This window comes from Nocardia alba NBRC 108234, from assembly GCF_001612665.1.
Classification (GTDB): domain Bacteria; phylum Actinomycetota; class Actinomycetes; order Mycobacteriales; family Mycobacteriaceae; genus Nocardia; species Nocardia alba.
Map to the genome: position 1 here is coordinate 1 of NZ_BDAX01000027.1, position 20,405 is coordinate 20,405.

18 protein-coding genes, 2 tRNA genes and 1 pseudogene are annotated in these 20,405 nt (G+C 67.4%); 9 read left to right on the forward strand and 12 right to left on the reverse strand.

Features of this window, described 5'->3' with window-relative positions; all coding sequences use genetic code 11:
• Positions 1-133: 133 nt before the first annotated feature.
• Positions 134-1,207: a GNAT family N-acetyltransferase gene (locus NA12_RS34735; RefSeq protein ID WP_165914864.1), complete on the reverse strand. Its 1,074-nt coding sequence runs from the start codon at positions 1,205-1,207 to the stop codon at positions 134-136.
• A gap of 181 nt (positions 1,208-1,388) precedes the next feature.
• Between NA12_RS34735 and NA12_RS25875 the strand changes: the two genes are divergently transcribed.
• Complete coding sequence (locus tag NA12_RS25875; RefSeq protein WP_067456718.1) at positions 1,389-2,585, forward strand: FHA domain-containing protein; 1,197 nt, start codon at positions 1,389-1,391, stop codon at positions 2,583-2,585.
• A 78-nt stretch (positions 2,586-2,663) separates the two neighbouring features.
• On the opposite strand, the gene mihF is transcribed toward NA12_RS25875, so the two are convergent.
• A complete protein-coding gene (mihF, locus tag NA12_RS25880) occupies positions 2,664-2,978 on the reverse strand; it encodes an integration host factor, actinobacterial type (RefSeq protein WP_067456722.1) in 315 nt (104 codons plus the stop codon).
• A 476-nt stretch (positions 2,979-3,454) separates the two neighbouring features.
• Between mihF and NA12_RS25885 the strand changes: the two genes are divergently transcribed.
• A complete protein-coding gene (locus NA12_RS25885; protein WP_067456725.1) occupies positions 3,455-4,270 on the forward strand; it encodes a hypothetical protein in 816 nt (271 codons plus the stop codon).
• Positions 4,271-4,337: 67 nt separating this feature from the next.
• Here NA12_RS25885 and clpX read toward each other — a convergent pair whose 3' ends face one another.
• From clpX to NA12_RS25910, 5 genes are all read right to left on the reverse strand, one after another.
• Positions 4,338-5,618: an ATP-dependent Clp protease ATP-binding subunit ClpX gene (gene clpX / locus NA12_RS25890; RefSeq protein ID WP_067456728.1), complete on the reverse strand. Its 1,281-nt coding sequence runs from the start codon at positions 5,616-5,618 to the stop codon at positions 4,338-4,340.
• Between the two features lie 242 nt (positions 5,619-5,860).
• Positions 5,861-6,526 carry an ATP-dependent Clp protease proteolytic subunit gene (locus tag NA12_RS25895; RefSeq protein WP_067456730.1) on the reverse strand — a complete coding sequence of 222 codons (666 nt, stop codon included), beginning with the start codon at positions 6,524-6,526 and terminating at the stop codon, positions 5,861-5,863.
• A gap of 43 nt (positions 6,527-6,569) precedes the next feature.
• Positions 6,570-7,145 (reverse strand): ATP-dependent Clp protease proteolytic subunit, encoded by a 576-nt coding sequence (locus NA12_RS25900; protein WP_067456898.1) that lies wholly within the window; start codon positions 7,143-7,145, stop codon positions 6,570-6,572.
• 167 nt (positions 7,146-7,312) lie between these two features.
• Positions 7,313-8,677, reverse strand: a complete 1,365-nt coding sequence (gene tig, locus NA12_RS25905) for a trigger factor (protein WP_067456901.1) — start codon at positions 8,675-8,677, stop codon at positions 7,313-7,315.
• A gap of 160 nt (positions 8,678-8,837) precedes the next feature.
• On the reverse strand, positions 8,838-9,383 hold the full coding sequence (locus NA12_RS25910) for an FKBP-type peptidyl-prolyl cis-trans isomerase (RefSeq protein WP_067456733.1): 546 nt from the start codon (positions 9,381-9,383) through the stop codon (positions 8,838-8,840).
• Between the two features lie 154 nt (positions 9,384-9,537).
• Between NA12_RS25910 and NA12_RS25915 the strand changes: the two genes are divergently transcribed.
• The 3 genes and pseudogenes from NA12_RS25915 to NA12_RS25925 all read left to right on the forward strand — a co-directional run bounded on the left by NA12_RS25915 (position 9,538) and on the right by NA12_RS25925 (position 13,357).
• Entirely contained in the window at positions 9,538-12,006 is a 2,469-nt protein-coding gene (locus NA12_RS25915; protein ID WP_132370218.1) for a phosphoketolase family protein, read from the forward strand.
• A gap of 80 nt (positions 12,007-12,086) precedes the next feature.
• Positions 12,087-12,824 (forward strand): annotated as a pseudogene (locus NA12_RS25920) (metallophosphoesterase); the annotation flags it as partial.
• Between the two features lie 173 nt (positions 12,825-12,997).
• A complete protein-coding gene (locus tag NA12_RS25925) occupies positions 12,998-13,357 on the forward strand; it encodes a SpaA isopeptide-forming pilin-related protein (RefSeq protein ID WP_067456739.1) in 360 nt (119 codons plus the stop codon).
• Positions 13,358-13,422: 65 nt separating this feature from the next.
• Here NA12_RS25925 and NA12_RS25930 read toward each other — a convergent pair.
• Together NA12_RS25930 and NA12_RS25935 are read right to left on the reverse strand one after the other, a co-directional pair.
• Positions 13,423-13,499: transfer RNA gene (locus NA12_RS25930), tRNA-Pro, on the reverse strand.
• A gap of 42 nt (positions 13,500-13,541) precedes the next feature.
• Positions 13,542-13,612 (reverse strand) — tRNA-Gly (locus NA12_RS25935).
• 683 nt (positions 13,613-14,295) lie between these two features.
• On the opposite strand from NA12_RS25935, the gene NA12_RS25940 reads away from it, so the two are divergent.
• Entirely contained in the window at positions 14,296-15,252 is a 957-nt protein-coding gene (locus tag NA12_RS25940) for a GGDEF domain-containing protein (RefSeq protein ID WP_067456742.1), read from the forward strand.
• 45 nt (positions 15,253-15,297) lie between these two features.
• On the opposite strand, the gene NA12_RS25945 is transcribed toward NA12_RS25940, so the two are convergent.
• Complete coding sequence (locus NA12_RS25945; protein WP_067456744.1) at positions 15,298-16,101, reverse strand: Fpg/Nei family DNA glycosylase; 804 nt, start codon at positions 16,099-16,101, stop codon at positions 15,298-15,300.
• A gap of 58 nt (positions 16,102-16,159) precedes the next feature.
• On the reverse strand, positions 16,160-16,633 hold the full coding sequence (locus NA12_RS25950) for a ribose-5-phosphate isomerase (protein WP_067456746.1): 474 nt from the start codon (positions 16,631-16,633) through the stop codon (positions 16,160-16,162).
• A gap of 36 nt (positions 16,634-16,669) precedes the next feature.
• On the opposite strand from NA12_RS25950, the gene NA12_RS25955 reads away from it, so the two are divergent.
• Positions 16,670-17,854 (forward strand): M48 family metallopeptidase, encoded by a 1,185-nt coding sequence (locus NA12_RS25955; RefSeq protein WP_067456749.1) that lies wholly within the window; start codon positions 16,670-16,672, stop codon positions 17,852-17,854.
• 42 nt (positions 17,855-17,896) lie between these two features.
• On the opposite strand, the gene NA12_RS25960 is transcribed toward NA12_RS25955, so the two are convergent.
• Complete coding sequence (locus tag NA12_RS25960) at positions 17,897-18,541, reverse strand: mycothiol-dependent nitroreductase Rv2466c family protein (RefSeq protein ID WP_067456752.1); 645 nt, start codon at positions 18,539-18,541, stop codon at positions 17,897-17,899.
• 149 nt (positions 18,542-18,690) lie between these two features.
• Here NA12_RS25960 and NA12_RS25965 point away from each other — a divergent pair, with 149 nt between their 5' ends.
• On the forward strand, positions 18,691-19,911 hold the full coding sequence (locus NA12_RS25965) for an NAD(P)/FAD-dependent oxidoreductase (protein WP_067456755.1): 1,221 nt from the start codon (positions 18,691-18,693) through the stop codon (positions 19,909-19,911).
• Between the two features lie 94 nt (positions 19,912-20,005).
• A complete protein-coding gene (locus NA12_RS25970; RefSeq protein WP_067456758.1) occupies positions 20,006-20,404 on the forward strand; it encodes a YciI family protein in 399 nt (132 codons plus the stop codon).
• Position 20,405 lies beyond the last annotated feature (1 nt).

The following is a 20,405-nucleotide window of genomic DNA, read 5'->3' on the forward strand; positions in this document are numbered from 1 at the left end:
TCAGGCGCCGCGAAGACGCGACGAAGGAGCAATTCGCGGCGCCTGACCGGCGGGCCATTCAGGGCCGCGGACACGCGCGCGCCAGCGCGCCAACAAACACAGCGTCAAACCTCTGGGACTACCGATCCCCTGATCAGCCCCCAACCCAAGACCCCAACTCAACCCGCATACAAGCCCGCGGCCACTCATCGAGCCCATCCTCGATCTCGCTCCCCCGTATCGCCCGCAAACCCGGCGTCTCATCCCCCGGCGCGATATACCTGAACCCGAGACGCTCGTAGTAGGGCCCGTTCCACGCAACCTGGGTGAACGTAGTGAGCGTCATCTCCTCGAACCCATTGCGCACACCCCAAGCGACCGCACAGTCGATCAGCCGCTTACCGATCCGCGCCCCCGCGTAGGCCGGATCGACCGACACCTGCTCGATATGCGGCCGCCCGTCCACCATCCCGAGAACCAGATACCCCACCGGATGATCGTTGTCGTCCGGCCACACCCAAGCACGCCCGTCAACAACGAAGGCCCGCAACGTCTCCCACGACGGCGGCTCGTCCTCGGCGACCGCGATCATGCCCACCTCCGCGAACGGCGCACCGGCCCGCCGCTCGATCTCCCGCAGCGCCGCGATCTCGTCCGCACGCGCGAGCCGAGCAGGTCCACCACCGGCCGGAGTGCCGACGATCCCGTTGAGCAGCGCGCGCAGTGCCCAGCGCGCCCGGAGGTCACCGCTGGTGCGCCGCACGGACTCGGCCGCGATATGCCGGTAGATCAGGTCGACCGCCCAGGCGGCGGTCGTCGAGTCGAGCCCGCCGTCGCGCAGGAGAATCAGCAACCGCTCGATCAGTCCGAGGGCGTGTTCGGTGGTGGGGAACCGACCGAAGGCGACGAACGCGAGACCGTCGTGACGGCCGAGCGCGTCGATCGCGGACTCGACCAGTCGAGTCACCCGCGCACGCCAGTCACCCGCGGCGGGGACCTCCACCTGGGACAGGACGTGGTCGAGCATGCCGGTCAGCAGATCGTCGCGGTGCGCGACGTAGACGTAGAGCGACGCGGCGCCGGTGTCGAGCTCCTTGGCGACCCGGCGCATGGTGAGCGCCGCCGAGCCCTCGGTGTCGAGGACGCGCAATCCGGTCTCGATGACGAGGTCGCGGCTCAACGGAACTTTCGCCGGTCGGTCCCGGCGACTGACGGGTGCGGCGTTCATGCGCCGATCCTACGCGGCGCACGAACATCGTTTCCTACGAACGTCGTTCGAAGTTCACCTGCGAACCCTGTCCCCGAGCGCCAGTCCATCTATGCTGGCTGCGGAGACCTAGGTCGCGGTCTGCCGCACAGAGGGGGTCGGCCGTGGCAGCGGTGAAGGCCATTCCGACAAGGAGGCGTTGATGCACGCGCATTCGTCCACCGTGGCCATCGTGCCGGGGACCGGGATCGTCGCTCGATTCGGCGATGTCGTCGTCTATCTGGCCGGGGAGACACCGTCGACCGATCGGTTACTCGGCGCGGTGGAAACCGTCGCCAACAGCACCGCGGCCAGCGCACCCGGCGCGGCGCTGGCGCAGCGCCTGGCGGGCGTGGTGTTCGGCGGCGCTTCTGCCCCACCACCTTTCGGTGTGCTCGCCCCCACCGCCGACGGGATGCTGATCCTGTTGCGCGGCGCGGTGATCGCCGAGATCTCCGGCGCGGAGGGCAACCGCCGCCTCGCCGGCGACCGGGCCTTCACCTGGGTCGACGAGATCATCCGCGAACCGGTCCGCCGGATCGCGGTCGGTGCCGAGATGGCCGACCCGACCAGCGCCAATCCTCGCACCGATCTGCGCGCGGGCATCGTCACCGGCAACGGTTTCGTGCTCAACCTCGGCCGACGCCGCAATCCCCCGCCGCGTCGGGTCGAATCCGTCGACGAGCCCGCGCCGACGGAGGCCACCGGCTTCCAAGCCCTGCGTCCCTCGCGACCCACCGATACCAGCGACGCGCTGCCCGCCACCGCGGGATTCCCGGCACCGACCCCCGATCACCCCGCCACCTCGGGTCTGGCGACCGACGCGGGCCGACCTGACAGCGAGACGGTGAGCACGGGCAGCCGGCCGCTCACCGGCGACGTCGCCCTCAACTCCGAGGGCGTCACCGTGAGCACCGGTCCACGCAACTCACCCGGCGCCAACAGTCCCCGCGCCTGGTCCCAGGCACTCGATGCCGCCCAGCGCTCCGAACCGATCGCGTTGAGCAAGGCCGCCTCGCCCCACAGTGGTTCACGCGGCGCCCTGGTCACCGAAGACGGGCTGAGCTACCCGCTGGACCGGCCCTACGTGCTCGGCCGCAACCCCTCGGGGGAGGAATCGGTCCGCGCTTCCGCGGCGACGCCGATCCTGATCGAACGCGATCGGCTCGTCTCCCGGGTCCATGCCTTCGTGGCCCCCGACCGTGGCAAGGTATTCGTCCGCGAGGCCCCCGCGACCTCCGGAACATTCTTCGCCGCCCCCGACAGCGACCGCTGGTCACGCGTGGGCACCCTCCCGATCGAATTGCAACCGGGATGGCGCCTGCGGATCAACGACTTCCTGCTGACCTACTGCGTGTAAATCACCTACTGGGTGTCACTCACAGACCATCCCGACGCCCGTGCGTCCAGCACCACGGGCGTCGGATCGCGAATCGGCTCAGGCCTCGAGGGCGTCGAGCAGGGCCGCGCGCTGACGAGCGCCGAGGCCACCGATGCGACGATCCTCGGGAATCTCGGCCTGATCCATCAGCTTGGCGGCCTTGACCGGGCCGACGCCCGGTAGTGCCTTGATCACAGCAGCGACCTTGGTCTTCTTCACCAGGTCGTCGCTGTCGGCTTTCTTGAGCAGATCGGCGACGGTGACCTTGCCCTCCTTCACCTGGCCGATCAGTTCCGAGCGCGCCTTGCGCACGGCAGCCGCTTTGGCCAACGCCTCGGTGCGCTGTTCGGCGGTCATCGTAGGCAGTGCCATGTCTCCTCCGCTTCCACTCGTCACTCGAACATCTGATTGCCGGACCGAGTAAACAGCACGAAATCGGCAGCACCAGTCCGACACACCGCGAGGATACGCCGATGAGTTTTGCTTGCCGAACCCGTCGTATTCAGTGAAGGGCCCGCGAAGACGGACTAAACGGACGAAATGACAATCGCAGCCGATCGCCGTAACACCACGGTGACCAGCAACGACACATCATCAGAAGCATTTTTACGGGATCAAGGTTCAACGGCGAACCACGGAGGATCAACGAAGCTCCTCGGCCCGGGCGCGACCGGTTCTCGAACGGTCGTCACCGTCTCCCGTGTTGGGAATATCGACAGCTACACAGTTGTGCGCCAGACATTTTCAGCGCCCACCGGTCGAGCAATTCGGGCCCGCGGGTGTCGCCTCCCCGCTCGATGCGCAAGAATGACGCGACCCGGCGAACCATTTTGCTACCTGGAGTTGCGATGCGCGAGGAACACCCGCTCGATCACGAGGTAACCGCTCTACCCGTGCGAGTGGAACGGGCCAGGCGTCGCATCGCCTATCAGTCCGATCCGGCACTGACCGACGCGCTGTCGGAGGACGAGTTGCGCGCCGAGCGCGAACTCGCCGAGAAGATCCGTACCTACGAGCGCGATCAGCGCTGGAAGCACATCAAGGCCGCTTCCTCGCACGCCGACCGTTTGCGGGAAACCACCGCGGAGCTCGAGCGCGCCGAGATGTCGGACCTGATGCTGGCCCGCAAGGCCATCGCCGCGCAACGGCGCGAGTCCAATCCGCGCGCCCGGCTCGCCTCGCTCTATCAGCACCGCACCTGGTCGCTGCGGGCGCTGGCGGGCGTGGTGATCACGGGCATGCTGTGGTCGGCGGTGAACGTCCAGCACAACATCGCTCCCGGCGGCCCCACCGATCCGCTCTACTGGGCCAGTTTCGGTCTGGAGGCGATGATCAGCGTGTGTCTGATCATCATCATGATCGGCACCACGCGAGTGGCCGAGTGGGGCGTGATGGGCAACCGCAACCAGGTTCTGATCGCGGAGCTGTTCCTGCTCACCCTGACCATCGCGCTCAACACCTATCCACACCTGAGCACACAGCACTGGTACGACGCCGCTGTGCACGCGGTGGCCCCGGTGATGATCGGTGTCGCACTGCTCATCCACAATGCCGCCAGTGCCCGCTACAGCACCGCGATCGTGCGTGCCAGCGCGGAGATCCCGGCAGACGACGGTGAGGATCTCCTCGCCGCGCCGAGCATGGGCAATCCGGCCGTCCACTAGCGCGCCGACACACACAGCGAAGGGCCCCTCCGGATCAGATCCGAAGGGGCCCTTTGCCGTTGGTTTGTTACGCCGACTTCTCGCGACGCTCCGCACGCTGCGCCTTGCGCGGCACGATCGTCGGAAGCACGTTGTCGATGACGGTATCGGCGTTCACGACCACCTTGGCGACGTCGTCGCGGCCCGGGATGTCGTACATCACCGGCAGCAGGACTTCCTCCATGATGGCGCGCAGGCCGCGAGCGCCGGTGCCACGCAGGATCGCCTGGTCGGCGATGGCCTCGAGCGCGTCAGCGGTGAACTCGAGGTCGACGCCGTCCATCTCGAACAGGCGAACGTACTGCTTGACCAGTGCGTTCTTCGGTTCGGACAGGATGGTGACCAGTGATTCCTTGTCCAGGTTCGTCACCGAGGCGACGATGGGCAGGCGGCCGATGAACTCGGGGATCAGACCGAACTTGATCAGATCCTCGGGCATCACGTCGGCGAAGTGGTCGTCGGTGTCGACCTCGGCCTTGGAGCGCACCTCGGCGCCGAAGCCGATGCCGCGATGACCGGTGCGGTCGGAGATGATCTTCTCCAGGCCCGCGAAGGCTCCCGCCACGATGAACAGCACATTGGTGGTGTCGATCTGGATGAACTCCTGGTGCGGGTGCTTGCGACCGCCCTGCGGCGGCACACTCGCCTGGGTGCCTTCCAGGATCTTCAGCAGCGCCTGCTGCACACCCTCACCGGACACATCGCGGGTGATCGACGGGTTCTCGCTCTTGCGGGCGATCTTGTCGACCTCGTCGATGTAGATGATGCCGGTCTCGGCGCGCTTGACGTCGTAGTCGGCGGCCTGGATCAGCTTCAGCAGAATGTTCTCGACGTCCTCGCCGACGTAGCCCGCCTCGGTGAGCGCGGTGGCGTCGGCGATGGCGAACGGCACGTTCAGCATCTTGGCCAGAGTCTGCGCGAGGTAGGTCTTACCGCAGCCGGTGGGGCCGAGCATCAAGATGTTCGACTTCATCAGCTCGACGGCCTCACCGCGGCTGTCGCGGCCCTTGTCGCCCGCCTGGATGCGCTTGTAGTGGTTGTAGACCGCGACGGCGAGGGTCCGCTTCGCGGTGTCCTGGCCGATCACGTAGTTCTCGAGGAAATCCCGGATCTCCGAAGGCTTGGGCAACTCGTCGAGCTTCACTTCGCTCGACTCGGCCAACTCTTCTTCGATGATCTCGTTGCACAGATCGATGCACTCGTCGCAGATATACACCCCAGGGCCCGCGATGAGCTTCTTGACCTGCTTCTGGCTCTTTCCGCAGAACGAGCACTTCAGCAGATCGCCGCCGTCTCCGATGCGCGCCATCTCGTAGGTCCCTACTTCCTTGTCCGAGTGCGACCGTCGTCCCCCGATTGGGCCGGAAATACGTCTCGGTGCCGTCAATCAGAGCAATGGTCCCTGAGTCGACCGTACCTGTTGTGCGCGAGACAGGTCGACAACTCGCGCATGTTCGATGTGAAGGGTTGTGCGGGTCCCCACCATTGTGAGCCACCGCGGGTGAAAAAGCCGGGCCCGCCGCCCAGATCAGGACAGCGGGCCCGGGCGTGTCACTTCTGTCCGCTGAGCTTGCGGTAGTCGAAGACCTGGTCGATGATGCCGTAATCCTTGGCTTCCTCGGCGGTCAGGATCTTGTCGCGGTCGGTGTCCTTGCGGACCTGTTCCTCGGGCTTGCCGGTGTGGCGCGAGATGGTGACTTCCATCAGGCGACGCATGCGCTCGATCTCGGCCGCGGCGATCTCGAGGTCCGATACCTGACCCTGCACACCGCCGGAGGACGGCTGGTGGATCAGGATGCGCGCGTTGGGCAGCGCGGCGCGCTTACCGGGGGCGCCCGCGGCCAGCAGCACCGCGGCGGCGGAGGCGGCCTGACCCAGGCAGACGGTGACCACGTCGGGGCGCACGTACTGCATGGTGTCGTAGATCGCCATCAGCGCGGTGAACGAACCACCGGGCGAGTTGATGTACATGGTGATGTCGCGGTCGGGGTCCTGGGACTCCAGCACCAGCAGCTGCGCCATGATGTCGTTGGCCGAGACGTCGTCCACCTGGTTACCCAGGAAGATGATGCGCTCCTCGAACAGCTTGTTGTACGGGTCGGAGGTCTTGACGCCGAACGAAGTCTGCTCGGTGAACTGCGGCAGGATGTAGCGCGACTGCGGCAGTCCCGCGGCGGAGCCGCCATGACCGGCGCGCGGGTCGAAGAGGTTGGCCATCTTTATCTCCAAGCTTGTCTCGAGTGAGGGGGGACGGCGGCGGTTACTTCGCCTGGTTCGCGTGCGTGACCACGTGGTCGATGAAGCCGTATTCGAGGGCTTCCTTCGCCGTGAACCAACGGTCGCGGTCCGCGTCCTCGGTCACCTGCTCCACCGACTTGCCGGTGTGCAGCGACTGCAGTTCGTTGAGCTCACGCTTGGTGTGGGCGAACTGCTCGGCCATGATCGCGATATCGGCCGCCGAACCACCGATGCCCGCCGACGGCTGGTGCATCATGATCCGGGTGTGCGGCAGCGCGAAACGCTTGCCCTTGGTACCCGCGGTGAGCAGGAACTGTCCCATCGACGCGGCCAGACCCATCGCGACGGTCTTGATGTCGCACTCGGCGAACTGCATCGTGTCGTAGATGGCCATGCCCGCGGTGACCGAGCCACCGGGCGAGTTGATGTAGAGCGCGATGTCCTTGGTCGCGTCCTCGGCCGAGAGCAGCAGGATCTGCGCGCAGATCTTGTTCGCGATCTCATCATCGACCTGGGTGCCCAGGAAGATGATGCGCTCGCGAAGCAGCCGTTCGTATACGGAATCACTGAGGTTGAGTCCAGCGGTAGCGGCTGTCATGACCCCTGCCTGGTTGATCGTCACGGATACCTGCCTTCTCTTCTCACCGATTGCTACGGCCATACGAATACGGTTCGTCGTCACAAACACTAACGAAGGAGGGCGGCACCGAACTCCCGGCGCCGCCCCTATTCGCTCACAGCGCAATCAAATCACGCCGCCGAAACCTACTCGGCAGCGGCTTCGTCCAGCTCGATTTCAGCGGATTCCGCAGGGTCACCGAACATTTCGGTGGTGTCGACCACATTGCCCTCGGAGTCGGTGACCTTCACCTGACCGACAACTCCGGCCAGCGCCTTGCCGCGTCGCACATCGGCGAAGACCGCGCCCAGCTGACCCGCCTGCTGCACCTGCTGGATGAACTGCTCCGGCGACATGCCGTAACGCTGCGCCTGGAACAGGATTCGCTCGGTCAGCTCCTGCTGGCCGACCTGGGTGTTCTCGGCCTCGGCGATGGCGTCGAGCAGCAGCTGGGTCTTCACCGACTTCTCGGCGGCTTCCTGGGTGTCCTTGTCGAACTCCTCGCGGGAGGAGCCCTGTGCCTCGAGCGCCTCGGCCAGCTTGGCGTCGTCGTGGTCGAAACCGTGGACGGCGTCGTGGACCACGGCGTCGACCTCGGCCTTGACGACGGCCTCGGGCAGCGGGACCTCGACGGTCTCGAGCAGTGCGTCGAGCACCTTGTCCCGGATCGAACCGGCCTGCTCGACCTTCTTGACGCGCTCGACGCGGCCCTTCAGGTCTTCCTTGAGCTCGTCGATGGTGTCGAACTCGCTGGCCAGCTGGGCGAACTCGTCGTCGGCCTCGGGCAGCTCGCGCTCCTTGACCGACTGCACGGTCACGGTGATCACGGCTTCCTTGCCTGCGTGGTCGCCCGCCACCAGGGTGGAGGTGAACTCCTTGGACTCGCCGGCGTTCAGGCCGATGACCGCCTCGTCGAGGCCCTCGATCAGCTGACCCGAACCGACCTCGTGCGACAGGCCGGTGGTGGCCGCCTCGGGGACGTCGGCACCGTCGACGGTGGCCGACAGGTCGATCGACACGAAGTCGCCGTCGGCCACGGCGCGCTCGACACCGGTGAGGGTGCCGAAGCGCTGACGCAGCGAGGTGAGCTGCTCTTCGATGTCGTCGTCACCGATGGTGAAGGAATCGACGGTCACCTCGATGCCCGAGTAGTCGGGCAGGGTGATCTCGGGGCGCACGTCGACCTCGGCGGTGAAGGCCAGCTCCGTGCCGTCTTCGATCTTGGTGATCTCGATCTCGGGCTGGCCGATGACCTTGACCTCCGAGGTCTGGACGGCTTCGGCGTACTTGTTCGGCAGCGCGTCGTTGACGACCTGCTCGAGCACGGCGCCACGGCCGACACGCGTCTCGATCAGCTTGGCCGGAGCCTTGCCGGGACGGAAGCCGGGAATCTTGACCTGCTGCGCCAGCGCCTTGTAGGCCTTGTCGAAGTCGGGCTTCAGCTCCTCGAAGGGCACCTCGACGTTGATCCGGACCCGGGTCGGGCTCAGCTGCTCGACGGTGCTCTTCACGGACATACTCCTTGGTTCGTAGTTCATGGTGGTGTCCCCGCGGGGGGCGACGCGCCAAAGTCAGGCACGGCTAAGCCAGGTGCGGCGCATAACGCGCATCCCGACCAGGGTAGTTGACCGACCGCACGGCCGCGCAATCGGTGTTTGGTTGAGGGCGGCGCTAGCGGCCGACCTGCACGGCGTCGGTCACGAACACCAGTGTCTCGTTCGGCGGCACACCGTTGCCGCCCGCGCCGTAGCCCAGGTTCGGCGGCACGATCAGCAGCCTGCGCGTGCCCTGCTGCACGCCGATCAGGCCCTCGTCCCAGCCCTGGATGACCTGGCCGGCGCCGAGGGTGAGGCCGAACGGCTTACCGCGCTTGAAGGAGCTGTCGAGTACCTGCTTGTCCGACCAGGTGACCAGCTCGTAGTTCATGGTCAGCGGCTGCCCGGCCGCCGCGCCCGGCCCGCTGCCGACCACGAGATCCTTGACGATCAAGGTCTTGGGCGGATCGCAGGTGTCGGGAATGGTGATCTTGGGCGCCTCACCGAAACCGCCGGTGACTTTCACCTCGTCGGCAGTGCACTCGAGCCCCGTGCTCGCGGAATTCCCGGCGACGACGTTCGAGCTCGACGAGCTCGAATCCGTGTCGGAGCCACAGGCCGCTGTCGTGATCGCGGCGGCCGCGACGAGTCCGATTCCGATGATCCTGCCGAGAGAATGCATGGCCCGCACAGTAATCGACCGTCGTTTCGGCGTCGGGAACCGGCACGACGGTAGGCTCGGCGATGCGTATCTCCACCGGTGTCGCCGGTCTCCGATCGGCGCCCGGGCGCGGCGCGGACGGCGTCGTGACCTCATCGAGCCCGAGGAGTCCGCGATGACCGAAACCACCGATGGCGACACCGCCGCGGACAATGTCGGAGACGGTCATGGCCGGACCATCGCCCCGGAGCCCTACGTCCTCACCGACGCGCCGGGTCCGCTCTCGCGCGAGGAACTCGCCGCGGTCGACGCGTGGTGGCGGGCGTCGAACTATCTCGCGGTCGGACAGATCTATCTGCTGAGCAATCCGCTGCTGCGCACCCCGCTGGTCCCCGACGACATCAAGCCCCGCCTACTCGGCCACTTCGGCACCGTGCCCGGCCTGAATCTGGTCTGGGCCCATGCCAATCGGGTGATCAGGGAGCGCGACCTGAACGCGGTCTACGTCGCGGGCCCTGGTCACGGTGGACCCGGACCCAACGCCTGCGCGTGGCTCGAGAACGCCTACGCCCAACTGGAGCCCGACCTGCCCCGCGACGTCGACGGGATGCGCAGATTCTTCCACCGGTTCTCCTTCCCTGGTGGGGTGCCGAGTCACTGCGCGCCGGAGACGCCGGGGTCGTTCCACGAGGGTGGTGAGCTCGGCTACTCCCTGCTGCACGCCTACGGCGCCGCCCTGGACAATCCCGATCTCGTTGTGTTCTGCGTGGTCGGCGACGGCGAAGCCGAGACCGGCCCACTGGCGGGCAGCTGGCACGCGAACAAGTTCCTCAACGCGGGGCGCGACGGCGCGGTGGTGCCGATCCTCGCGCTCAACGAGTACAAGATCGCCAATCCGACGATCCCGGCCCGGATTCCCGAGGAAGAACTGATCGAGCTGCTGCGCGGCTACGGCTACGAACCGCTGATCGTGTCCGGCACCGATCCCGCGCCGGTCCACCAGGCGATGGCCACCGCGATGAACACCTGCCTGGACCGGATCGCGGGGTTCCAGCGAGCCGCTCGCGAGGACGGGCAGACGCGACGTCCACGCTGGCCGATGATCGTGCTGCACACGCCGAAGGGCTGGACCTGTCCCCCGGTGGTCGACGGCGAACGCGTGGAGGGCACGTTCCGCGCCCACCAGGTGCCGCTGCCCAATGCGCGCGCCGACGCCGAGCACCGGCGGGTGCTGGAACTGTGGTTGCGCTCGTACCGGCCGGAGGAACTGTTCGAACAGGACGGGTCACCGGTGCGGGCCCTGCGCGAGCAAGTGCCGGCCGATCCGATGAGCCTGAACCCGGTGGCCAACGGCGGCTTGCTGATTCGCGATCTCGACCTGCCCGACTGGCGTGACTACTGCGTGGATGTCGTATCGCCCGGTGCGGGCCGGCACGAGGCCACCCGGGTGCTCGGCGGCTGGCTGCGCGATGTCACCGCGCGCAATCCGCACAACTTCCTCACCTTCGCCCCCGACGAACTGGTGAGCAACCGGTTGCAGGACATTCTCGAGGTCACCGGGCGTGACTGGCAGGAGGAAGTCGGACGCTGGGATGTGGATCTGTCGCCGGTCGGGCGCGCGGTCGAGGTGCTGTCGGAGCACATGTGCGAGGGCCTGCTCGAGGGCTATCTGCTGACCGGCCGCCACGGCGTCTTCACCTGCTACGAGGCGTTCGTCCACATCGTCGACGCCATGTTCAATCAGCACGCCAAATGGCTCGATGCCAGCTCGGCGGTGCCGTGGCGGCGCAAGATCCCGAGCCTGAACTACCTGCTCACCTCGCATGTGTGGCGCCAGGACCACAACGGTTTCACCCATCAGGATCCCGGTTTCCTCGACGTGGTGGCGAACAAGAGCCCCGATATCGTGCGGGTGTATCTGCCGCCGGATGCCAACACGCTGCTGTCGACCTACGACCACTGCCTGCGGTCACTGCACTACGCCAACGTGGTCGTCGCGGGCAAGCAGCCGGGACCGGACTGGCTCTCGGCGCAGGAGGCGGGGCTGCACTGCACTCGCGGGCTCGGGATCTGGGAGTGGGCGTGTCACAACGACGACCCCGGCACCACACCCGATGTGGTGCTCGGGTGCGCGGGCGATGTGCCGACCCTGGAAACCCTGGCCGCGGTGGCCATCCTGCGGGAGCGGCTGCCGGACCTGCGGATCCGGTTCGTCAACGTCGTCGACCTGATGCGCATGCTGCCCGCCGACGAGCACCCGCACGGCCTGCCCGACGCCGAGTTCGACGCCCTGTTCACCACCGACCGCCCGGTGATCTTCGCTTTCCACGGCTACCCGTGGTTGGTGCACCGGCTCACCTACCGCCGCACCAACCACGCCAACCTGCACGTGCGCGGCTACAAGGAGAAGGGCACCACCACCACGCCCTTCGACATGGTGATGCTCAACGACCTGGACCGCTTCCATCTGGTGCTCGATGTGATCGACCGGGTTCCCGGGCTGCGCGAGCGAGCCGCGGGTCTGCGCCAGGAGATCGTCGACGCCCGGCTGATCGCGCACCGCTGGACCCGCGAACAGGGCGACGACATCCCGGTCGTGGCCGAGTGGGTCTGGCCCGATTCGGCGATCCCCACCGCGCGATAACCGGTTTGCGGCGCGGGCCCGCCCTGCACGACGATGGAAGGGATATGACCGACAACCGCCGCACCGACCTGCTCCCGCGCGATCGCCGCGATCTGACCGGACCGTTCGACGTGATCGGCGATGTCCACGGCTGCCGCGCCGAACTGGAGACCCTGCTCGACGAACTCGGCTACGCCCTCGCCCGCGACGACCGCGGTCGTCCGGTCGGCGCCGCCCATCCTGACGATCGCACCGTGGTCTTCGTCGGCGACCTCGTCGACCGTGGCCCCGACACCCCTGGCGTGCTGCGCCTGGTGATGGGGATGGTGGCGGCGAGAACCGCCCTGTGTGTCAGCGGCAATCACGACCACAAACTGATGCGCGCCCTCGACGGCCGCAATGTCCGCATCGCGCACGGCCTCGAACAGTCGCTGGCCCAGCTGGCCGTCGAGGACCTCGGGTTCCGCGCGGCCGCGCACGCTTTCCTGCGCGACCTGCCGAGCCATTACCTGCTCGACCGCGGCAAGCTGGTCGTCGCCCACGCCGGCCTGCCCGAGAGCCTGCACGGCAGCGCCTCCGGCCGCGCCCGCTCCTTCGCCCTCTACGGCTCCCCCACCGGCGAGCTCGACGAACACGGCTATCCCATCCGTTACGACTGGGCGCGTGACTACCGAGGCGCCCCCACCGTTCTCTACGGCCACACCCCGGTTCACGCCCTGACCTGGGTCAACAACACCCTCTGCCTCGACACCGGCGCGGTCTTCGGCGGCACCCTGTCCGCCCTTCGCTACCCCGAGATGACCACGATCTCCGTCCCCGCCGAACAGGTGTGGAGCGAACGCGCGGGCATCACCCCGGTGCCCGAGTGAACCTGCCGACGGGCAGCACACGCCCGAGGTCGGGATTCGTCGCCGAATCGTCGACGCCGAACCCGGGTGTGACGTGCGGATTTTCACCCCGATAGGCCTACTATCAGCAGCGGACGACCCGACTCATCGATGAGGAGAGGTTCATGCGCCGTACATTTCTCGCTCTGTCCGTACTCGCTCCGCTCATGGTCAGCGGTGTCGCGAGCGCCGATCCAGCACCGCGGGAGACGGGGTCGTTGACGGCGTGGACGTTCACCGGACGGGAGCCGGTCCCGGTGAATCGGGCCGACATCGCGGTCACACCGTGCGAGACGAAGCAGGCGGTCGCGAAGCTGGTGACCGGGGCCGACGGACGCGCCACGATCGCGCTGCCCGCGGGCTGTTACGAGGTGAAGGTGGTGACGGTGCCCGGAGGCTGCGGGTTGGCCGTCACCGAGCCGGTGCGGGTCACCGTGACGGCGGGGTCCCCGGCGCGGGCGGACTTCCGGTTCGGCTGCGCCTGACCGACATTCGGTCCTTCGGTCCGCCGACGATCTCCTACAAGCCCGAGCTGGGCGAATGGTGGTGATGGTCGGGGTGACAGGATTTGAACCTGCGACCCTCCGCTCCCAAAGCGGATGCGCTACCAAGCTGCGCTACACCCCGATACCTCACCGGTGTGAACACCGTGGAGGCCATACATGTTTGAGCGGGTGACGGGAATCGAACCCGCACCATCAGCTTGGAAGGCTGAGGTTCTACCATTGAACTACACCCGCAGGCATACGACATCGATGGGATCGCCACGATGTCGTGTGCGCCACGACTGTACCGAATCCCGCGCGAAAAATGCCAATCCGGCTTCTGCCTGCCCGATCGGCGCGCCCCGGACGACGGTGTACCCCCACCCCGCCTTACCAATCGTCGCCGCGCCCGATTAGGGCCTAATGACCCTAGTTCCGACCTCCTGTCCGGGCGACGATGGTTGATGCGCCCATGGGGACCGGCGCCTGCTCCACCGGGGGAATTAATAGGAGAATTTTCCTAAAAAACCCGGCATGTGGGCGGCGAGTAGGCCACCATGAGAGTGCGCGTGACGGCTACTGCCACATCGTCACAACTCGCACCCCGTGCCAGGAGGGACCCATGGCGACGCAACGTCCACCGCCCCACGAAGGGGCATTACGCTGCATGTTCATGGCTCCTGAAAGTTTTTTCGGGAATGTTGTAACGCCGGAGACGTTGTAGCGATGTCATAGCCGATCGCCATTCGCTAGAGACCAGAGAACGCGTTCTAGAACGCGGTTTTCCGGTCTCGAGTGGCTTGCTAGGATCCTTTTTGCCGGACGGGGGTATCTGGAAAGGGGGCGGTGAGCGTGTGCCGAACTCGGTGGACCCAACCGCGTAGCAGTGCGAATGATCGAGGTGGCAAGTTCGTCGCCATCTACCGCCGGTGATATCGATGACTGTCCACATCGAGCCACCGGTCGCCGCGATGGCCCGCGCCTGGGCCCGCGCGGTCTGCGCCGAACCGGGCTCTTCCACGGCGCCGCACCAGTTGGAGCCGGTGCTCGTCGACATCGTCGAGCGGTTGCTGCACCTGGCTCGGACCGAGCCGTTCCCGGTTCCACAGGCGCGCAAGCTCGGCGCCCGGTTGGCCGAGGCACCGTTCGAACGCACCAGGATGCTGGCCCATGCCAGCCGCTGGCTGCTCGGTTTCCCCTCGGGGGTTCCGGGTTCGCTGGTGGCGACCCGCTGGCCGCTGGTGGCCAGCCAGGCCATCGACAGCTACGCACAGGCTCTCCAGGAACGCGCGCTGGCGCAACAGGAACAGAACATCTCGGCGAAAGTGTCACTGCGCGTACAGGAGATCGCCGCGCTGCAGCACCGCTTGCGCCACGAGGCGACCCACGACGCCCTCACCGATCTCGCGAACCGCACGCTGCTGCAAGAACGGGTGCGCGCCTTCGCCGCCGACCCGAGCCGCGGTGTCGGTGTGCTGGTGGTGGACCTGGACCGCTTCAAACAGATCAACGACGGCTACGGACACGCGATCGGCGACGAGGTACTGGTCGAACTGGCCAACCGCTTGCGTGAGGTGTGCCCGCCCGACACGGTGATCTGCCGATACGGCGGCGACGAGTTCGTGGTGGCGGCCAACCCCCGCCGCGACACCCTTGGCGAGTTGGCGCACCTCGTGGTCGCCGCACTGCGCGACCCGGTGTGGTCGAGCGCGGGCCCCGTGCCGGTTTCGGCCAGTGTGGGCACCGCGTTCTGCCCACCCGGAAAGACGTGCGATTTCACCGACCTGCTGCGTCGCGCCGACCGCGCGATGTACTCGGCGAAATCGGCGGGCGGGCGGCGTTTCGCGCTCGCTGAATCGGGCGACCCCGAACTGGGAACGGCGGTCGCCGGCTGAGTCGGATCGCGAAGCCTGCACTTCGCGGTCCGGCTCAGCCGATTATCACTCGGGCTGACAGGTGGGGCACCAGAAGAGGTTGCGGCCCTCCATGACCCGATGGGCCACCGGGCTCGCGCAGACCCGGCAGGGTTCACCCTGGCGGCGGTAGACGTAGGTACGGGGGCGATCTTTGGTGTAGGCCGGTGCGCCGGTGTCGTGTTCGGGACGAACCACGTGCATGCGACCGGTGGTGACGCCGATCGGCATGAGGTCGACCAGGTCGGCCCAGAGCGCGTCCCATTCGGCGGGGGTGATCGACGTTCCGGGCCGGAAGGGCGAGATGCCGTGCCGGAAGAGAACTTCCGCGCGGTAGACGTTGCCGACACCGGCGATCAGGGCCTGGTCCATCAGCAACGCGCCGATCGCCCTGCGGGATCGGCGGATTCGCGCGCCCGCTCGTTCGTGGTCGGCATCGGGGCGTAACGGGTCGGCGCCGAGGCGCGCGGTGAGCGCGTCCACTTCGGGCGGCACGAGCACCTCACACGCCGTGGGCCCGCGCAGATCGGTGCCGAAATCCGTTGCGGCGCCGAGCATGCGCATGCGCACCTGCCCGACCGGCGCCGCCATCGGCAACTCGACCTCGCTGAAGATGCCGTACAGCCCGAGATGCACATGCACCGTCAGCCCGGACGCGTAGTGATGCAGCAGATGCTTGCCGTAGGCCTCGGCCCGTTCGAGCACCTGCCCGTCCACGCGCGCGGCCCCGTCGACGAATCGCCCCTGCGGACTCGAAACCCGCACCACCCCACCGGAGAACCGTCGGTGATGGAGCTGCGCTATCCGGTGAAGGGTGTGCCCCTCAGGCAAAGAAACACACCTTCCTGATGCGAGTTACCCGATCTTGTCGCGAAATCAATCGGTGCGCTCAGTACGCGGGGACCTCGGGGGCGATGCCGGTCTTCTCGTAGTCGGCGAGGATGTCGATGCGACGCTGGTGGCGCGCCTCGTCCGACCAGGCGGCCGCGAGGAACGCGTCGACGATGGCGAGCGCGTCGGCGGTGGGGTGCATGCGGCCGCCGATGCCGATCAGGTTGGCATTGTTGTGTTCGCGTGCCAGCACGGCGGTTTCGACGCTCCAGGCCAGGGCGCAGCGGGCGCCGGCGACCTTGTTGGCGGCGATCTGCTCGCCGTTGCCGCTGCCACCGAAGACCAGGCCGAGCGAGCCCGGATCGGCGACGGTGCGACGGGCCGCCTCGATGCAGAAGGCGGGGTAGTCGTCGAGAGCGTCATATTCGAGGGCGCCGCAGTCGACGACCTCCACTCCGGCCTGCTGCAGATGAGCCTTGACGTGATTCTTCAGTTCGAAACCGGCATGGTCGGCACCCAGGTAAACGCGCATGGCTGCGATTGTCGCAGGCCCGCTTAGAGTCGTTTCATGCACCCGCACGAACCGCATCACCCGCATTCGGCAGGTCCCCCGCCGGAGCACCCGACCCAGCAGCCCGACCGCACTTCGCCACCGCGCAACGACACCGCGCCGCCGTCGCCGTGGGACCGGCCCGATCCGCGGACGGGCGGTTTCCCCGCACAGGGCAACCCCGCGCAACCGCAGGCGAACCCGTATCCGCCGGCCCCGGGCTACTACCCGCCGAGCGCACCGCCGCCACCGCCGCAGCAGCGACCGCGCGGGCTGATGCCGTGGGACCGCCCGGCCCGCCATCCGTGGGAGATCCCGCTGCTGATCGTCGTGATCATGGTCACCACGGTCGCGTACCTGCTCGCACTGCTGCTCATGACGGTCGAGCTGTTCACCGATCCCGTGGTCGACGAGAAGGGTGTGGAGCAAACCAGTTCGCTCGTCACCAGCCCGTATGTGCTGCTGCTGTTGTTCGCGCCGGTGCTGCTGTGGGCCGGTCGTGGTCTGAACCTCGCGACCCAGCGGGTGAACGGTGTGAAGATGTCGCCCACTCAGTTCCCCGAGGGCTACCGGATGGTGCAGGAGGCGGCGGCGCGGTTCGGGATGCACAAGGCGCCGGACGCCTACGTGGTGCTGGGAAACGGCCAGATCAACGCGTTCGCCACCGGGCACGGGTTCCGCCGGTTCGTCGTGGTGTACAGCGACCTGTTCGAGATCGGCGGCGCCGCGCGCGAACCCGACGGACTCGCGTTCATCATCGGGCACGAAGTCGGGCACATCGCCGCCGGCCACGTGTCGTACTGGCGTCAGCTGGGTATGTTCGTCGCGCCGTGGCTGCCGGTGCTCGGGTCGTCGCTGATCCGCGCCCAGGAGTACACCGCCGACAATCACGGCTTCTGCTTCCGCCCGCACGGCGCGTCCACCGCGATGGCGACGCTCGCCGCGGGCAAGTACCTCAATACCGATGTCGGTGTCGACGAGATGGCCGACCGCGCCGCGCTCGACCGGGGCGGTTTCATCTGGCTGGTCAACGCGATGGCCAGCCACCCGGTCCTCACCTGGCGCATGTGGGCCCTGCGCGATCGCAGCAGGCCGGGCCCGTTGTTCTGGCGGCCGAGCGCGCCGCATCCCGGGATGATCCCGCCGCCCGGCGGATACCCGCTGAATTCGACGTCGCCCGCGCTGCCGCCGAAAACGGTCTGATCCGACGCCAGGTGCCGGTGCGGGCACCTGGCGTTCGCTGGATCAGTCGAAGACCGGGTCCTCGGTGCGGGTGCGCTTGAGCTCGAAGAAATGCGGGTACGAGGCCAGCGCGACCACACCGTCCCACACCTTGCCCGCGTCCTCGCCGCGCGGGATGCGCGAGAGCACCGGTCCGAAGAAGGCGACCCCGTTGATGTGGATGGTCGGCGTGCCGACATCGGGGCCGACCTTGTCCATGCCCGCGTGATGGCTGGCCCGCAACGCCTCGTCGTAGTCGGTGCCGGCCGCGGCCTCGGCGAGGTCGGCGGGCAGGTTCAGTTCGGCGAGTGCGTCGGTGACGATCGCGGCGAAGGTCTCCAGCCGCGTCTCGCGCTCGTACTCGGCCTTGCGGTCGTGGATGCGGGTGCCCAGTGCGGTGTAGAGCGGCGACAGGATCTCGTCACCGTACTTCTCGCCCGCGGCGGTGACGACCCGGACCGGGCCCCACGCCGCGGCCATCAGCTCGACATAGCGCTCGGGCAGGTCGTCTTTGCCCTCGTTGAGCACCGCCAGGCTCATCACGTGGAAGCGCGCTTCGATATCGCGCACCTTCTCGACTTCCAGGATCCACCGCGAGGTGATCCAGCACCACGGGCACAGCGGGTCGAACCAGAAATCGGCGACATCCTTGGTGGCCTGCTCGCTCACGATGGGTTCCTCTCGGGTCAGCGGTGGCGGGTCGGTCGCCCCACCGACTGGTGCAACCGCAGCACCGCCGGAATCGTTCCCGTGGGCGAGAACGCGCACTAAGCTCGGGTTGCGAGGAGTCCGTATCGTCCGCGAGAAGGAGTCCGTTCATGAGCTCGAATCAGCATTTCGTCGTCATCGGTGGCGGTCTGGGCGGAGCGAAGATCGCCGAAGCCCTGCGCGCCAACGACTTCGACGGCCGCGTCACCCTGCTGGCCGCCGAAGAGGAGCTGCCCTACGAGCGTCCGCCACTGTCGAAACAGCATCTGGCGGGCACCCAGCAACTTCCCGATTTCACCGTCGATTCGGCCGCCTGGTACCGCGATCACCACGTCGATCTGCGGCTCGGCACCACCGCGACAGCGTTCGATCCGATCGCCAAGACGGTGACGCTGCCCGACGGTTCCACGCTCGACTACGACAAACTGGCCCTCGCCACCGGTTCCCGGGCCCGCACGCTCGATATTCCCGGCGCCGACGCCCCGAACGTCTACACGCTGCGCACCATCGCCGATTCGAACGCGCTGCTCGAGATACTGCGCACGGATCGCCGCCTGGTGATCATCGGGGCCGGGTGGATCGGTCTCGAGGTCGCCGCGCAGGCCCGCGCCAAGGGCGTCGAGGTGACGGTGCTCGAGTCGGCCGAGTTGCCGCTGGTCGCGGCGCTCGGGCCGGAGATGGGCGCGTTCTACGCCGATGTGCATCGCACGCACGGGGTCGATCTGCGCACGAACACCGCCGTCGACGCGATCCGCACCGAAGACGGCGAGGCGACCGGCGTGCGGTTGCGCGACGGCACCGTGGTGCCCGCGCAGGCGGTGCTGGTCGCGGTGGGCGCGCAGCCCAATATCGAGGCGGCGGCCGCGGCCGGGTTGGCGGTCGACGGCGGTGTGCTGGTGGACGCCGCGCTGCGCACCAGCAACCCCGATGTGGTCGCGGTGGGCGACATCGCCGAGCAGGACCATCCGCTGCTGCACCGGCCGATCCGCATCGAACACTGGGCGACCGCGCTGAATCAGCCCGCCGTCGCCGCGCGGACGATGCTGGGCAAAACCGCTGTCTACGACCGGCTTCCGTACTTCTTCAGCGATCAGTACGACGTCGGGATGGAGTACTCCGGCTATGTCGGGCGCGGCGACGACGTGCGGGTGGTGGTGCGCGGCGATGTCGACGAGCGCGAGTTCGTCGCGTTCTGGCTCGACGCCGAGAACAGGGTGCGCGCGGGGATGAACGTCAATGTGTGGGATGTGACCGACCGCATCAAGCAGCTGATCGGCTCGGGGGAATCCGTCGATCCCGACCGGCTCGCGAACACGAATATCCCCTTGTGATGCACCTCACATAGCCGCCCGTGTCGAAGATCGCGTCTCGGCTCCGACTCACCGTCGAACGTGCCGCACGGGCGCACCGAGCAGGAGCCGAAACATGAAATTCATGCTGGTCAAGACCTATTCTCACGCCGCCCACTGCGATCTCCCGTTGCCGGAGTGGGCGCCGGAGGACATCGCCGCCCATATCGACTTCCAGCGGGCACTGGGCGAACAACTCGCCGCCGCGGGCGAGCTGGTCGACGCGCAGGGCCTGGCCGCACCGGATCAGGCGGTGATCGTGTGCTCCGACGGCCGCTCGGCGCCGGTCGTGACGGACGGTCCCTTCCCGGAGACCAAGGAGTTCCTCGCCGGATTCTGGGTGGTCGATGTCGATTCGGTCGAGCGCGCGGTCGAGATCGCCGCGCAGGCCTCCGCGGCGCCCGGCCCCGGCGGCAAGCCGATCGGTGAGTACATCGAAGTGCGCCAGATCATGAGCGCGCCCGACGCAGCCTGAG